The following is a 15,336-nucleotide window of genomic DNA, read 5'->3' on the forward strand; positions in this document are numbered from 1 at the left end:
GCTGCGATGAAGGCTGTGATGTAGCAGATTGTGGCAGTTAGCAAGGTAGGAATCATCAGGACTCCGAACCAGCCTACATAGAGGCGGTTGTCGGTCGATGTGACCCAGTTGCAAAACTGATCCCACAGGTTAGCGCTTTCGCGCTGCTGTAATGTGGTTGTCATGTGTTTATGATTGCGTTATTTGGTTGTCAATGTTCGGATGATGTCTCTATTATTAACGATGTCGTGAAGGTTTGTAAAGGCCTGTAGCGACAGTTAAACTGATGAAAACGATAAGGAAAGCTGATGAGTCCTGCTGCCAGGGCGAAAAGCCGTGAAGCCTAGCTATCCTTCTTTGTGAATCGCCGGCGTGAATTGATGCTTTTAAAATCAACTCATGTCTTCCACCCGTCGCCACACTCCCGCACGCGAGGCGAGTGAGAAGCCCGCCCCACAAGAGTTTATTGATTGTGAAACTTCCACGCGGGCCCGTTGCGGACTTTGGTTTGCCGCCCAAAAATGCCAGATTGACGCAATAGGGCAATCCCTCGCATTTGCCGCGATCTATACATAGTGTTTTGTGGGGGCACTCTTCCCCCTGGTAGCCGCGCTCGATCGGGATGCTGCGCTGTGTCGGATCTTTGAACATTCCGAAAAAAATATAGGTGCGGGCTGGAAATCCCAGTTTTAAGGCGACTGAGGGGGTTTTAAACAGCTTGTTGCTCCAGTCATCTATCATAGAAATGCTGTAGTATTTTGGCGCATAAGACCAAAGCAATAGGCGCAGGATTCGATCGACAATTGAGCTCGTTAGTGCGATCGCCACGAAGCCCGCACTAAGTATTAGTTGGTAGTTATAGCAACCGCGCCCGACGGTTAGGAGGTTGCGAATTGCTGCAATCGTAGTTTTTACAGCACTTCATGCAGAACTTCTCCCTTAAAAATCTGCGATACAAAACTATCGAAGCAAATCCTGTTGAAAGTTTATGGAAAAGACGATAAGATTAAGTTGAAAAATATCAAAATAAATAACTATCAATACTTAATAAACCAACCTAAAGAGAGTTAAACCTATGGCAGACAATCATTTAGTATTAGAACCAGAAGATTACGATACCCTCAAAAGTGAACTAGAAATTCTCAAAGCGCGCGTTGCCGAACTAGAGTCCGCAGCTAAACCAGAAGCCGCTAGAGTCGCCCAACAAAAAGCCCTATTTGCTGTAGTGACAAAAATTCGCGAGTCTCTAGACTTAGATATTATTTTTAAATCAACGGCTAGGGAAGTACGCCAACTGCTGAAGGCCGATCGAGTAGCAATATTTCGATTTTACCAGGATTCAGGATTTGACGACGGCGAATTTGTGTCAGAAGATGTGCTGCCGGAGTTTGACTCAGCAAAAGCTGTCAAGGTGCACGACCACTGCTTTGGAGAACAACACGCAGTACACTATGAAACAGGAAGAATTCAGGCAGTTGCTGATATTTATAATGCTGAATTGAGCGATTGCCACATTGCTATTCTTTCCCAGTTTCAGGTGAAAGCAAATCTAATTGTACCTTTAATTAAAGGAGATGAACTTTGGGGATTGCTCTGCATTCACCAATGTCGCGCCCCGCGCCAGTGGCTGGAAGATGAAATTGAATTTGTCAGTCAAATTGCGGTGCATTTGGGAGTAGCCATACAGCAGGCAAAACTTTTAGAAAAAGCCCAGAATCGGTCAACAGCACTCCAGACCACTCTGGAGGCTCAATTGCAAAAACGCACAGAAGAACTTGTTCAGGAAGCAGACAGAGAACGAGCCATAACTCGGATGATTGACAAGATACGTCAAACATTAGATATGGAAACAATTTTCCAGACAGCAGCGACAGAAGTACGCAAACTTTTGAATGTCGATCGCATTGCGATTTATCAATTTCGTGAAGACTATTTCGGCGACTTTATCTTTGAATCTGAATCCGGCGAATGGCCAAAATTGGTAGGCAGTGGTTGGGAAGATCCCTACTTAAATGAACACGAAGGAGGTCGATTTCGGTACGCGGAAACCTTTAGGGCTGATGATATCTACAATGCCGCTCAGAGCGATTGTCACGTAGCAGCTTTAGAATATTTTGGCATCAAATCCTGTGCGGTAGTTGCGATTTTTAAAGGAGAAAAACTATGGGGATTGCTCAGTGCATTTCAACACACAGGTGCGCGGCATTGGGAAGAAACTGAAGTTAAGTTGCTCAATCAAATTGCCACTCATTTGGGAGTTGGTCTGCAGCAATCGGAGTACCTAGAAAAAATACGGTTTCAAGCTAAACAGCAGGCGAAAGCAGCAGAACAAGAGCGCACATTAACCAGAGTGATCGAACGAATTCGCCAGACTCTAAATATTGACAAAATATTTAGCGCTACGACTCAAGAAGTGCGGCAAATTCTCAACTGCGATCGGGTGGGAGTTTACCGTTTTTTTCCCGACTGGAGCGGGGAATTTGTCTCGGAGTCGGTAGCAGAAGGTTGGATACCTTTAGTAACTGAAAAAATTAAAACAGTTTGGCAAGATGATTATTTGCAGAAAACTCAGGGCGGCAGGTATCGCCATCAACAAATTTTTGTAGTTAATGACATCTACAAAATTGGTCACTCTCCATGTCATATCGAAATTCTTGAACAAATTCAAGCGAAAGCATATTGTGTAGCCCCTGTTTTTGTGGGGGAAAATCTCTGGGGTTTGCTAGCAGCTTACCAAAACTCTGGCCCCCGTGAGTGGGAAGCGGGAGAAGTGAGGTTGCTTGCTCAGCTTGGCAGTCAATTGGGAGTAGCTATGCACCAAGCAGAATTGCTCGATCGCACTAAAAAGCAGTCCTGGGAATTGCGGACGACTTTGGCAGACTTAAATGCGATCGTTGACAATTTGGCTGACGGGTTATTAGTTACTGACATTGAAGGCAAAATTACCAGGTTTAACCCAGCTCTGCAGGCGATGTTTGAATTGAAAGATGTTGATTTGAAAGGAAAAAAAGTCTCCGAAATTTTTCCTAAAAAATTAGTAAACTTGGTCGAGGCGACTGAGCATCGAGAGGGAGAAATGGTGATGCTGGAAGTGGAACTGGGCAATGCCAAGATCGGTCAAGCTTTAGCGACAACTATTCTGAAAGAAGCGGTGAAAGACGAAGCCGATCGATCTCTCGGTTCGGTAATTTTGATTAGAGATGTGACGGTGGAACGAGAAGTCGATCGCATGAAAACGGATTTTCTGGCTACAGTTTCTCACGAACTGCGGACACCTTTAACTTCGGTTTTGGGCTTTGCTTCGCTGATTCAAGAAAAACTGGAAAAAGTGATTGTTCCCGGAGTCGTATCGGAAGACCGCAAAATCCAAAAAGCCTTGAATAAAGTGGGAGATAATATCAACATTATTGTTTCAGAAGCTGAACGGCTGACATCTTTAATTAATGATGTCTTGGATATTGCTAAGATGGAAGCTGGGCGCGTTGAATGGCAGTTGCAGCCGACAAATCCAGCGCAAATCTTACAGCAGGCGATCGCTGCTACGTCATCTTTATTAGAAAAGAATAATTTGAAGTTGATCGAAGATTTTAGCGCCGGACTGCCACAGGTATTGGTGGATCCCGCTCGCCTGATTCAAGTCGCGATCAATTTAATCTCAAATGCAGTTAAGTTCACAGAATCAGGTTCTGTTACCTGTCGTGCCCGAGTAGAGAATGACGAGCTAGTTATTAGCATTATCGATACTGGCATAGGCATTGCACCAGAAGACCACAGCAAAGTTTTTGAAAGATTTAAACAAGTCGGAGATATCCTGACAGAAAAGCCGAAAGGTACTGGCTTGGGGCTGCCAATTTCTAAACAAATTGTTGAAAACCACGGCGGTAAAATTTGGGTAGAAAGCGAGTTAGGCATGGGCAGCACTTTTTCCTTTAGTATACCGCTAATAAAAGATCTTGAGAGGGTAGAAAAATACAACAATATCAATGATTTAATCTCGCAACTCAAACAGCAAATTGTCAACAGAACTCCGATCTGCATTAAAAAATGCCAGCAGATTTTAGTTGCTGACGATGAGCCTAACATCCGGGAAATGCTGAGGCAGTCACTGGAAGAAGAAGGGTATAAAGTCACGGAGGCAATTAATGGCATAGATGCTATTTCTAAGGCTAAAGCAGTTAAACCAGATCTAATTATTTTAGATATAATGATGCCTCAAATCGACGGTTTTGATGTGGCGGCAGTTATCAAAAACGACCCGGAAACGAGGGGTATTCCTATTATCATTGTCTCCTTGATTCAAGACAAAGAAAGGGGCTACCGCTTGGGGGTCGATCGCTATTTTACCAAACCTATAAATATAGCTATACTACTAAATGAGATCGGCTTGCTGTTGCAGCAAGGGGTGTCACATAAGACGGTGTTGGTAGTTGCTAGCAATGCTTCTACTCTCAAAACTTTGTCGGATGGGTTGGTTTTTCAGGGATATAATGCGATCGAGGTATCTGATGCTGAGTCATGCCTCGATCGAGTGGTAACGATCGCTCCGAATTTGATTATTATTGAGGAGGCGTTATCTCTCAAGCAAGAATTGGTTAAAAAATTGCGGCTTACTAAGGGCTTGGAAAATGTCTCGATCATTATTTTTGGAGATATTGCAGAAGATAACGTGAACAACAAATAAGTTAAAGAGAAATTGCTGTGAAAAAAGTTTTAATTGTGGATGACGAGCCGAATATTCTGATTTTGATGGAGCAGGCTCTGGAAAATTTGGAAGATGAAGATGATGTAGAGTTGCTGACGGCGAGAAATGGACTGGAGGCATTAAATATAATTAAGGAAGAAAAGCCGGATTTGGTTTTTCTGGATGTGATGATGCCGAAAATGAGCGGTTTAGAGCTATGCAATACGGTTAAAAATCAACTAGGCATGGAGGATGTTTACATTATTATGTTGACAGCTAAGGGACAAGAGTATGATAAGCAAAGTGGTATGGCTGTGGGGGCAAATCTTTATATGACTAAACCTTTTCGCCCGAAAGAAGTGCTGGTAAAAGCTAGGGAAATTCTGGGTTTAACGGCACAGATGTAGCCAGAGCGATATAATCAATTAGCAAGAATAGTTTTTGGTCTTTAGTCGTTAGTACCCGCCCCAACAAGGATACTTGCTTTCCGACAGCAGTCATGACTGGGGCGACAAATTTTAGACTCTTGTTCAATTTTCCCGATTAAATGCTGCAAGTAATTCTAAAATCTAAAATCTAAAATCTAATAGTGATTGACTGGTTAAAAACTAATGACTGCGATCGTATCGCGTATGAATAGCAAAATAAATGGTTCGCATCAATCTCAAAAAATTGATTTCTAAGAAAGATTTGCGGGCGGTTATTGAGGGCGCAGTCGATGTCTTGGACGCTCCGATCGCTATTCGGAATCTTCAAGGAACTATCTTATTTGGCGGAGACTGTCAAAGCTCCTTAAATACCTATCCTATTATCCTAGCCGATAAAGTTATCGGTTACGTAACAGGAACTGAAAAAGCAGCATTTATTGCCGATATGCTGAGTTATGCTGCCAGGACAGACTTCGATACAAGAACTTTGGCTGTTGATGCTTTAGAAAAGTACGAAGAAGTTAATTTTTTGTATGATTTTTCTAGCAAAATAGCTACTTGTTTGGGAGTTTCCCAAGTTAGTCAATTGGTGGTAACGGAAGCTAAAAAATTGATTGAGGCTACCAATATTTCGGTGATGCTGCTCAATCAAAAAATAGGTAAACTGGAGATTATTTCTGCGCGCGGTAAAGAGTATAACCGCAAAACAACAATCGGCCCCAATATAGGAATAGCAGGTCATATTCTTGTTTCTGGCAAAGCTGAAATAGTGAATGATGTCTTGTCGGATCCCAGATATGTTCCGGGAGAAAATGAGATGTGTTCTTTGATTTGTGCGCCTCTAACAACGCAGAATGGTACGATCGGCGTAATCAATATTAGTCATCACGAATTTGTTAATTATACGGCACAGGATTTAAAATTATTTACGGCTTTGGCTTCGCAAGCGGCGGCGGCGATCGAGAATGCGCTTTTACATGAAAGTAAATTAAAGGAAGAACGAATTAAAAATAATTTGGAAAGATACCTTTCTCCCAGGGTGGTGCGGGCAGTTATTGATGCGAAAGGAGATATTTCTCTGAATCCGACTAAGCGCAATTTAACGGTACTTTTTTCGGATATTAGAGATTTTACTACTAAGTGTGAAGAGCTACCCGCAGAAAAAATAGTGATGTATTTAAATGAATATTTTACGGAGATGGTAGAGGTGATTTTTAGTCATGAAGGTACTGTGAATAAGTTTGTGGGAGATATGATTGTGGCAATGTTTGGGGCGCCTTCGGAGGTTGCCGATCGCGAAAGGAAGGCGATCGAAGCTGCGATCGATATGCAGCGCCGGATTAGCAGAATGTCGATTTCTTGGATTGCGGATAATTTTCTGACTGGTATTGGCATTAGTTCGGGGGAGGTTGTTGTTGGTAATATTGGTTCGCCGCAGCACATAGACTATACTGCAATAGGGGATGAGGTGAATATTGCATCTAGGTTGCAGTCAATGGCCCAGGGAGGACAAATTTTGGTCAGCGATAGTGTTTACTGCGCTACTAAAGATATGTTTGAATTTAAAAAAATTGGGTCTGTAATAGTTAAGGGAAAAAAGAAAGCTGTGGAAACTTTTGAGGTAATTTATCATAAATGAAGTTGTTAGTTATGGGTTATTGGTTATTGGTTATTGGTTATTTGTTGGTTGTTGGTTGTTGGTTATTAATTGTTAGTTTTTTTCTAGATCGATAGCCGCCATTATGTATGTTTTTTTTATCCCGTGCAGCCGATCGCCTAAAATGATATCCCGTCAATTAATCGCAATAAAAATGTTTGTAGTGAGGACTTTAGTTATTAATATCGTGCTTAGGTTGCACCTTACGGCTCAGTCATATCGTTTCCGGTGGCATTGGAATAATAAAATCGAGTCAACAGTTAATACTCAATCGTTCAGTTTTTAGACCCCGAATCAACAGTCAACAGTCAACAATCAACAGTCAACAATCATGTATGAGTGCAACCGGAATTGATATCATTAGCTAGTATTCAGCACTTAGTAGTTATTAGTCAGATGGCAAAATAAAGAGGGAATAATATCTACTTTTGCAGTCTTGCCTGTTTATTTGCTAAACTAGAGGTAGCGCTCTGTCAATAAACGTTAGATTTATGCACAGGTTATTCACTGGGAAACTGCAGGTAGACTGTTTAACAATACCGATCGCAAATTTTCCAGCAAATCTATCGGGTACTAAAATTGTACAGCTTACTGACTTTCACTATGACGGGGTGCGGCTGTCGGAATGGTTGCTAGAAGAGGCGATTGCGGCGGCTAATGAAGCCGAACCAGACCTAATTTTTTTAACGGGGGATTTTATTACCTTCGATCCGGCACCTATTCACGACTTAGTGCAGCGATTGAAAAAGTTGCAAAGTCGGATGGGGATTTATGCGGTTTTGGGGAATCACGACCACTATTGGCCGGGGGCAAAAATTGAGGTTGCTAATGCTTTGAATAACGCAGGTATTCGGGTGTTATACAACGAAGCCATTTATCCTTTGGGGGCTGAGTTGGCTTTAGTTGGGTTGGCAGATTTTTGGTCGGGCGATTTTAAGCCTGAACCTGTAATGACATCAATAAATCCGGGGATTTCTCGGATTGTATTGTCTCACAATCCTGATACTGCTGAAAAGCTGCAAAAGTGGCGGATTGATTTGCAGTTTTCCGGGCACACTCACGGCGGTCAAATTGTGATTCCCGGTATCGGGCCTTTGTATGCTTGGGTGAGAAAAATTGGCTATTTGATTCCTCAACCAATCCGAAAGTGGATTCCTCTTCTGTCGGCTTGCGATAGAGTAGTTAGTCACTGGGAATGGGCTAGCGGTTTGCATCGGGTTGGGAGTAATTTGCTGTACGTGAATCGCGGTTTGGGAACTTATGCGCCAGGGAGGCTATTTTGTCGGCCGGAGGTGTCAGTAATTACTTTGATTTGTCAAGAACAGGGGGCGGTTGAAACGGCTTCTACGCGAGACTTGCACCCGACGGGAACGGGTTGAAGACTGACGGTTAAATTTAGGTTGTTTTCTTGTGTCTGCGGAGGCGGAGGATAGTTTGATTCTTGCGGAGTTTCAACCGCCGCTTGCATCTACGAGATTTTTTGGGCAATTATTATTAACTGCCTTCTCCAAAGCGATAGCCTCTACCGTAGACTGTGTTAATTAGGGTGGATTCGCCTGGGGCTTCTATTTTACGTCGCAGCAGGCGAATTTGAGCGGCTAATACGTTGCTGCTGGGTTTATCTGTTTCACTCCACAAGTATTGGTGGATTTGTTCGTGTGTTAGCAATTGACCGGGATGGCGCATTAAGTATTCTAATAACTGACATTCTTTTTCTGATAGGTCAATTGTCCGATCGCCCCGATAAGCAATTTGATTGTCGTAGTCTAGCTGTAAGTCTGCAACTTGCAGCCGCCCGACAGCCACCTCGGCATCAAAAGTAGGGGGGCGTCGCAGCAAGGCGCGGACTCTGGCTAGCAGTTCTCGCAGTTCAAAGGGTTTAACTATATAGTCGTCTGCGCCTGCGTCGAGTCCTTTGACGCGATCGTCTAGGGTATCTTTGGCGGTGAGAAATAGCACTGGTGTATTCCGTCCTTGCGATCGCAATTGCTGACAAATTGCCAGTCCGGTTTGTCTGGGAAGCATCCAATCTAAGATTAGCAAATCGTAAGATTTCTGCATTGCTAAATTGCTGCCTGTCGCGCCGTCACTTGCCACATCAACTGTATAACCTTCGCGGCTTAAAACTCGACTCAAAGGGTCAGTCAACTCAACTTCATCATCAACTAAGAGAATCCGCATCTTGATTTTACATTTTAGTTTTTTCGACTTCGCTCAAAACAAGTTTTAGATGTCAGATTTAAGCATGAATTACAGGAAGCTTGCAGACAAGTAGGTTTTGTAGGGATTTTCCCCCTGCGGTTGCTTTGTCTGCCGTGAGGTTAAGTTTAGGAATGCTTAGGTTAAGCAAACTGATTTTTGCTATATTTTAAAATGTGGAATATTTTCTGATTCGCTGTAAGCTGCTGCTAGCCATTCCTGGATTGCAGGAATTGCTAAAATCGCATCAGCATAAGCTTTTCCCTCTGCATTGAATTTGACTCCGTAGGTGACAAAACGCAGGACGATGGGAGCAAACATAGCGTCAACAATTGTGAATTTTCCGAACAACATAGGGCCACCTGTTCCGAAGTTTTGACGGCATTCGTGCCACAGGGTAAAGATGCGGTAGATCTCTGCTTCGACACTGGCAGTCATTCCTTCTCCGGGATAGCGGTTGCGGCAGTCCATCGGCATATTTTGGCGCAGATTTTGAAACCCCGCGTGCATTTCAGCGCAGATGGAACGGGCGATCGCCCTTTGGGCGATATCTGCAGGCCACAAATGATGCGCGTAGCGATCGGCAACATACTCGCAAATTGCTAAAGATTCCCACACTTTCAAGTCGCCGTCGATTAAAACAGGCACTTTTCCCGAGGGAGAATAGCGCCGAATTTCCGCGTGGCTTGTCGGCCCGTCTAGGGGGATTCTCACTTCCGTAAATTCTAGTCCAGCTTGTTTCATCACCAGCCAAGCACGCAGCGACCAAGAGGAATAATTTTTGTTGCCAATAACAAGAGTCAATTCGGTCATAGTTTAGCTGTGAGTTATTTGCGATCGCCCGTTCAATTTTCAGTTTTAGAGTTGAATACACAAAGGATAGTCCAGTTCTGTGCAACAGCCTCTGCAAGCATCTTACATTAACAACCTCCCAGCGTTCCGCGTTTTTCGGCAAACTGCGATCGGGTGGTGTCATCGAACACGCTTAATTTCAACTGAGATGAGAAACCTCTGAGCCTGGGGATTCTGGGGTGGTTAGCGGTAGGTACGGCTACTGTATAATCCATTTCCTCTGCCTCTAGACCGCCGCCTGAGAGAATTTCATCTACTGTAACTTTCAGGGAATCCGGGTCTACACTGTGAAATTCTTCGTCAAATTCTTGACTGTCAAATTCTTGATTTTTTTCCATACTGACCGCCCTTTAAAAAAGTGACTCTATAAAAACTTACTAAATATAATATATACCAAAACAAAGGATCCAGCAATAGCGTAAATTTATTTTTAACTGTGAACTATATGTGTTATTCTGAGTTTGGCAAAAGCTGTTTATGCTTGTGCCGCGATCGCCCCTTCCCAAATTGAGCAATTTACACTTTAAAAATTGACATGATTACTGTTGCACTTCCCAAAGGCGGATTGTTAGGAGATAGCATTCGGCTGTTTAAATCGGTTGGATTAGACTTCAGCGCTTTTCTAGATTCCTCTAACCGACAACTTCAAATTTATGACCCCACCGGAACAGCAAAAGCTTTGCTAGTCAGGACGCACGACGTGCCTGTTTATGTGGAATACGGTCAAGCTGATTTGGGGATTGCCGGTTATGATGTTTTGCGGGAAAAAAAACCGAAAGTTGCTAATTTAATTGATTTACAATTTGGCAAGTGCCGGCTGTCGGTGGCGGTGAAGGAATCTAGTTCCTATCGGCGAAGTGTGGATTTGCCACCTCACGGTAGAGTTGCTTCTAAGTTCGTCAACTGTGCGAGGGAATATTTTCACAATTTGAACTTGCCGGTGGAAATTGTGCCGCTTTACGGTTCTGTGGAGTTGGGGCCGATTACGGGTATGTCGGAGGCTATTGTGGATTTGGTTTCGACTGGGAAAACTTTGCGGGAAAATGGTTTGGTGGAGATTGATATTTTGTTTGAAAGTTCGGCTTATTTGATCGGTCATCCTTTGAGTTACCGTTTGAATTCTGGGGGAGTTAATGAGTTGATTGGGAAGTTGAGGGAGCAAGTTTTGACGACGGTTTGATGTGGGTTTAAGTTAGAATATTTTTATCGGTTCGGAGTAAGGAACTTAGTCATTATTGTTAAATATGATGACTGAATTCCTTACTAGCAACGGTTTTATTTAGCTTATTTCCGAGCTGCTATTGGCAGGTATAAGACCTAGTTTTTCCCGGCATTTATCTATATAAAAACTGACGACTGTATCTGCAGGGTTTTGTTCGATTAGTTGCTGAAAGTATCCTAGGGCGGCGACAAATTTTTGGGCTTGCCATCCTTGAATTCCTTTGTCAAATAAAGCCTGGGTAAGCTGCTTAGCCTGGGAGTCTGGACTGGATGCGGGCCAGATTTCGTAGATTTCAATAGCTTGCTGCTTGCCGCGCGGGGTTACTCTATCGATCCAGCGATAGTAATAATTATTGCTGGCTGAATGGCTGCAGGCTGCTTTCGCGTGAGAATTTGCAATCATGCTCTCTGCTGTTTTTGCTTCCAAGTCGCACTTTAATAATAGACTTTCTTTTGAGTTTGAATTCGGACTTATGTTATTTAGAAATTCTCTGGCGTGAACGATCGCATTTTCGCTAACAATAATTTGGCAGCCATATATTTTAGTTAAATTTTCTAAGCGAGAAGCTGTATTTACTACATCGCCGATGACTGTAGAGTCCATCCGGCGATCGGAACCCAAGGTGCCGATCATGCCGATCCCGGTGTTAATTCCTGTACCGATGTTGACGGGATATTCTAAATTGTATTTATGGCGATCGGCATTAAATTCCTGCAAACTTTCTTGCATGGCTACTGCGGCTTCGATCGCATTTATCGCGTGAGAAGTCGGCAGATCGAATACTGCCATGATGGCATCGCCTAGGTATTTGTCAATAAACCCGCCGTGGGACGTGATGCAATCGTTCATTTTAGTAAAAAAAGCGTTCAACCATTCAAAGGTTTCGTGTGCTGGTTGAGATTCTGCGATCGTCGTAAACCCGCGAATGTCGCAAAATAGAATAGTCAGTTCTTCTTCTGTGACATTTCCCAATTGAATCGATTCTATGCCTTTTGGGGCAATTCGTGTGAGAATCTGCTCCGGTACAAATAGCTGAAATTTTTCAGCAATATATTCGCTGGCCTCCCAAGCTGCAGCGATTTGGCGCTGGCTTTTTTCTGTGACTTGCTGGTTGAATTGGGAAGTTACAACTTGCGATCGCATTTGGCTCAACTGCAAAATATTTTTAATTTTTGCCAGCAGCAAGCAACTGTTAAAAGGCTTTGTTAAATAATCATCTGCCATCCTTTCTAACCCTTTGAGGCGAGAAGTGTCGTCACTGAGTGCAGTCAAAAAAATCACCGGTACAGTTTGTAAAGCCGTATCCTTACGCAGGATCTCGCAGACATCAAAACCGTCCATATCCGGCATCATAATATCAAGTAAAATTAAATCTGGTCGAAATGTGCGCGCGAGGGAGAGCGCTTCATCGCCAGATAGCGCTGATACTGTGGTGTATCCTTCGACTTGCAATAACTCTTGGAGTAAAGTCAGATTATCTGGCTCGTCATCAACCAACATGATGCAGGGCGACTTGTTTGACATGGAATCTGATAGGTAAAGTTTGTCACCGACCGGCAAGGACGAAAAATTGAGGTATTTAGCAAGGATTGACGGACGATCGCCTAGAAATCGGATTTTTTCCGATAATACTGCGTCCAGATTTTTAATCGGGTCAAAAACCCGATTTTTTTAGTTTAATAGCGTCCAGAACAGATTGTGTTGTATTCTTGACCTTTTCCTCTCCTGAAAAGAGATGCCCCCGCTCGATCGCCGAAATATTTGAGTTCGGTTAAGATAAATTGATTTTACATTCAATTTAAAATTTCTCTACTATTGAGTTTAGCCTTTCCCATGATGAAATGTAATAAATTACACCTTGGTGGCAGTGAATCCAAGGCAAAACACTGTGAAAAACAGATACTTCGATTGCCTTGCTGCGCTCGAAATGACAAAAAAACGCCGAACTTGGTATTATGCACTCTGCCAAAGAAACCGGGTTTTTTACCCGATTTGTGCGCTACAACGCGCGTATTTTCGCAAAAAAACCGGTTTCTGACCACCGGTGCGTCAATACTGTTTAAGAGAGAAAAGAACGGATAGTAGCCATCGCCAAATTCAGATCCAGCGGCTTGCTCAAATAACCAGAAGCGCCAGCTTCCAAACATCGATCGCGATCGCCAGCCATCGCCATCGCCGTCACCGCAATCATCGGTACCGACTCCCATACAGGATCTGCCTTAACTCGCCGCATCAACTCAAAGCCGTCAACATCCGGCAATTGAATGTCCATCAAAATCAAATCCGGCAGCAACTCCGGCGCAGTAGAAGCGGCCAAAATTCGATCGACCATCGCCTTCCCATCCGCGATAATCTCTACCCCGTAGCCCTCCAATTCCATCACCTCCGAAATTAACATTTGGTTAAAAGGCTGGTCTTCCACCACCAAAATCCGCTTGCTACCCATTGGCAAAGCGATCGTAGAAGCAGGGATTAACTTAGAATCCAAGGCACAAGCAGCAAAGCTTCCCGACTCTTGACGCATCTCCGTCAAAGGCAGCCAAACGCGGAACACACTGCCGACATCGCAAACAGATTGAAAAGAAACAGTCCCCCCGTGCAGTTCGGCCAAACGCTTAGTCAAGGCCAAACCCAAACCGGTGCCTTCGTGCCGCCTAGTCAGGGAAGAATCTACCTGTTGAAAAGGTCGAAATAGCAAGTTCCAACGGTCTTGAGGAATGCCGATGCCGGAGTCTTTCACTTCCAAACAAAAATAAGGAGTGCTGTCATTTACAGGAGAACAATCCGGTCGATAATCGCCTTTGATTTCGCTGCCGTAGGCCAAACGCCCGCTGAGTTTCACTTGTCCTTGTTCCGGTGTAAATTTGATGGCATTGGAAAGTAAATTAATCACAATTTGTCGCACTCGTCGTTCGTCTATCAAAACTTTATTAATGCGGTAATCTAGTTCTGAAGACAAAGCAATCCGCTTTTTTTCTGCCCTCGGCTGAATCATTTTTAGACAATCTGTAGCGAGTTCGTGAACGCGCACTGGCAGCAAATTTAGTTCTACTTTCCCCGCTTCAATTTTAGAAAGATCGAGAATATCGTTGATTAGTTGCAACAAGTGCTGGCCGCTTTTTTCGATCAGTTCTACATAGTTGATTTGTCGAGTGCTCAACTGTCCGGCTGTTTGGCGCAGCAGCAAGTCAGAAAATCCGAGAATGCTGTTGAGAGGCGTCCGCAATTCGTGGGACATCGAGGCTAAAAACTCAGATTTCAATTGAGAAGAATACTCTAATTGTTCGTTAGCTTGGCGGAGGTTTTCTTGTGTCTGAGCCCGCTCGATCGCCGTACCCAGCGTCCGACAAGCCGCTGTGAGCACTTCTTGGTGGAGGGAGGCTTGCAATTTTTTGACGTTGCGGGACTCCAGCGTCAACACTCCGATGATGGTGCCGTCGGTAGAGGCGATCGGAAAAATGCCCAATTGTCCGATTCCCGGATGTCGAAATTGTGGCACAGCATTGGGATGTTGGGCATAGTCATCGACAAACAAAGGTTGACCGGTTTCCACCACTTTCCACAGCAAACCGATGCCGTAGGGAATACCTTTGTCTAGCAATTCTTGCATTCCGGCGGCGACTGGTTCCCCGTAACTAGCCAAAAATTGACCAGAAACTTGGTTGGAAATTGCCGCCGCTTGTCTGTCTTTTCCCGAACCGCTAATTACTTTCACGTCTCCGAAAGCAGCATTCGTCGCCTCTACCAAATAGCTAAGGGCAAACCTACCTATTTCTTGCAAACTGTGAGAGTTTTGCAGGCGTTCTGTTAAACCTAAAAGAAAGCTCAGCCTTCTGACTTCTGCGTTCAAGCTAGCTTGGGATGTTCGGTATACCGTAACGTCTCGAAAGGTAAACAGTCTCCCGCCGCTGTTGGTAATTGTGGCGAAGACTTCCAAACAAATGCCGTTGGATTGCTCGAAATAAAATGATAAATTTTGTTCCTGAGATGTTTTCAGTGCTTCCTGAAACTGTTCCCACTGCTGAAGCGACAAGTAACCGCGATCGACAATTTCGGCAAATAGCAACTCGCACTTGGGCTTTGTGGCCAGCCATTCTGGGGACAGTTCCCAAGTGTCTGCCAATTTTTTGTTAAACAAAACTAAGCACTCAGACGAGTCGAACAGAGCGATGGCATTGTCTACTTGGTTGAGAATCAGTTCTTGGTCTGCGCTCAACTGCTGCAAGTCTGTGTCCATTTTTTTTGTGTCTGTAGCTCTTAGTTTTGCGGTCATAACTGTCTGCTGGTCTGCCAATAGTTATTTTATAACTCTTTACTT

General features: G+C 43.9%; 11 protein-coding genes and 1 pseudogene. 5 read left to right on the forward strand and 7 right to left on the reverse strand.

Annotation, left to right across the window (positions count from 1 at the left end; genetic code table 11):
• Nucleotides 1-164 (reverse strand): annotated as a pseudogene (locus AACV78_RS00005) (photosystem II q(b) protein); the annotation flags it as partial.
• 52 nt (nt 165-216) lie between these two features.
• Nucleotides 217-807, reverse strand: a complete 591-nt coding sequence (locus tag AACV78_RS00010; protein ID WP_194010091.1) for a hypothetical protein — start codon at nt 805-807, stop codon at nt 217-219.
• Nucleotides 808-1,054: 247 nt separating this feature from the next.
• Between AACV78_RS00010 and AACV78_RS00015 the strand changes: the two genes are divergently transcribed.
• The 4 genes from AACV78_RS00015 (at nt 1,055) to AACV78_RS00030 (ending at nt 8,124) form a co-directional block, all read left to right on the forward strand.
• A complete protein-coding gene (locus tag AACV78_RS00015) occupies nt 1,055-4,660 on the forward strand; it encodes a GAF domain-containing protein (RefSeq protein ID WP_194010090.1) in 3,606 nt (1,201 codons plus the stop codon).
• A 17-nt stretch (nt 4,661-4,677) separates the two neighbouring features.
• Nucleotides 4,678-5,067, forward strand: a complete 390-nt coding sequence (locus AACV78_RS00020; RefSeq protein ID WP_194010089.1) for a response regulator — start codon at nt 4,678-4,680, stop codon at nt 5,065-5,067.
• A gap of 241 nt (nt 5,068-5,308) precedes the next feature.
• A complete protein-coding gene (locus tag AACV78_RS00025; protein ID WP_194010088.1) occupies nt 5,309-6,727 on the forward strand; it encodes an adenylate/guanylate cyclase domain-containing protein in 1,419 nt (472 codons plus the stop codon).
• A 509-nt stretch (nt 6,728-7,236) separates the two neighbouring features.
• Complete coding sequence (locus tag AACV78_RS00030) at nt 7,237-8,124, forward strand: metallophosphoesterase (RefSeq protein ID WP_194010087.1); 888 nt, start codon at nt 7,237-7,239, stop codon at nt 8,122-8,124.
• Between the two features lie 115 nt (nt 8,125-8,239).
• Here the strand turns inward: AACV78_RS00030 and rppA are convergent, their stop codons facing one another.
• The 3 genes from rppA to AACV78_RS00045 all read right to left on the reverse strand — a co-directional run bounded on the left by rppA (nt 8,240) and on the right by AACV78_RS00045 (nt 10,134).
• Nucleotides 8,240-8,926, reverse strand: coding sequence for a two-component system response regulator RppA (gene rppA / locus AACV78_RS00035; protein WP_194010086.1), 687 nt, complete (start codon nt 8,924-8,926; stop codon nt 8,240-8,242).
• Nucleotides 8,927-9,106: 180 nt separating this feature from the next.
• Nucleotides 9,107-9,757, reverse strand: a complete 651-nt coding sequence (locus AACV78_RS00040) for a glutathione S-transferase family protein (protein WP_194010085.1) — start codon at nt 9,755-9,757, stop codon at nt 9,107-9,109.
• Nucleotides 9,758-9,864: 107 nt separating this feature from the next.
• Complete coding sequence (locus tag AACV78_RS00045) at nt 9,865-10,134, reverse strand: hypothetical protein (protein WP_194010084.1); 270 nt, start codon at nt 10,132-10,134, stop codon at nt 9,865-9,867.
• A gap of 197 nt (nt 10,135-10,331) precedes the next feature.
• On the opposite strand from AACV78_RS00045, the gene hisG reads away from it, so the two are divergent.
• Nucleotides 10,332-10,976 carry an ATP phosphoribosyltransferase gene (gene hisG, locus AACV78_RS00050; RefSeq protein WP_194010083.1) on the forward strand — a complete coding sequence of 215 codons (645 nt, stop codon included), beginning with the start codon at nt 10,332-10,334 and terminating at the stop codon, nt 10,974-10,976.
• A 99-nt stretch (nt 10,977-11,075) separates the two neighbouring features.
• Here hisG and AACV78_RS00055 read toward each other — a convergent pair whose 3' ends face one another.
• Together AACV78_RS00055 and AACV78_RS00060 are read right to left on the reverse strand one after the other, a co-directional pair.
• Nucleotides 11,076-12,542, reverse strand: a complete 1,467-nt coding sequence (locus AACV78_RS00055; protein WP_194010082.1) for a response regulator — start codon at nt 12,540-12,542, stop codon at nt 11,076-11,078.
• Between the two features lie 535 nt (nt 12,543-13,077).
• Entirely contained in the window at nt 13,078-15,291 is a 2,214-nt protein-coding gene (locus AACV78_RS00060; protein ID WP_194010081.1) for an ATP-binding protein, read from the reverse strand.
• Between the last annotated feature and the right edge of the window lie 45 nt (nt 15,292-15,336).

Origin of the sequence: Tychonema sp. LEGE 07196 (genome assembly GCF_963890365.1) — a bacterium.
Taxonomy (GTDB): domain Bacteria; phylum Cyanobacteriota; class Cyanobacteriia; order Cyanobacteriales; family Microcoleaceae; genus Microcoleus.

Bases quoted from the DNA above. Each gene is read 5' to 3' on its own strand.
- AACV78_RS00030 (WP_194010087.1), top strand. From the start codon at position 7,237: ATGCACAGGTTATTCACTGGGAAACTGCAGGTAGACTGTTTAACAATA.
- rppA (WP_194010086.1), bottom strand. From the start codon at position 8,926: ATGCGGATTCTCTTAGTTGATGATGAAGTTGAGTTGACTGACCCTTTG.
- AACV78_RS00045 (WP_194010084.1), bottom strand. From the start codon at position 10,134: ATGGAAAAAAATCAAGAATTTGACAGTCAAGAATTTGACGAAGAATTT.
- AACV78_RS00015 (WP_194010090.1), top strand. From the start codon at position 1,055: ATGGCAGACAATCATTTAGTATTAGAACCAGAAGATTACGATACCCTC.
- AACV78_RS00040 (WP_194010085.1), bottom strand. From the start codon at position 9,757: ATGACCGAATTGACTCTTGTTATTGGCAACAAAAATTATTCCTCTTGG.
- AACV78_RS00055 (WP_194010082.1), bottom strand. From the start codon at position 12,542: ATGTCAAACAAGTCGCCCTGCATCATGTTGGTTGATGACGAGCCAGAT.
- hisG (WP_194010083.1), top strand. From the start codon at position 10,332: ATGATTACTGTTGCACTTCCCAAAGGCGGATTGTTAGGAGATAGCATT.
- AACV78_RS00025 (WP_194010088.1), top strand. From the start codon at position 5,309: ATGGTTCGCATCAATCTCAAAAAATTGATTTCTAAGAAAGATTTGCGG.
- AACV78_RS00060 (WP_194010081.1), bottom strand. From the start codon at position 15,291: ATGACCGCAAAACTAAGAGCTACAGACACAAAAAAAATGGACACAGAC.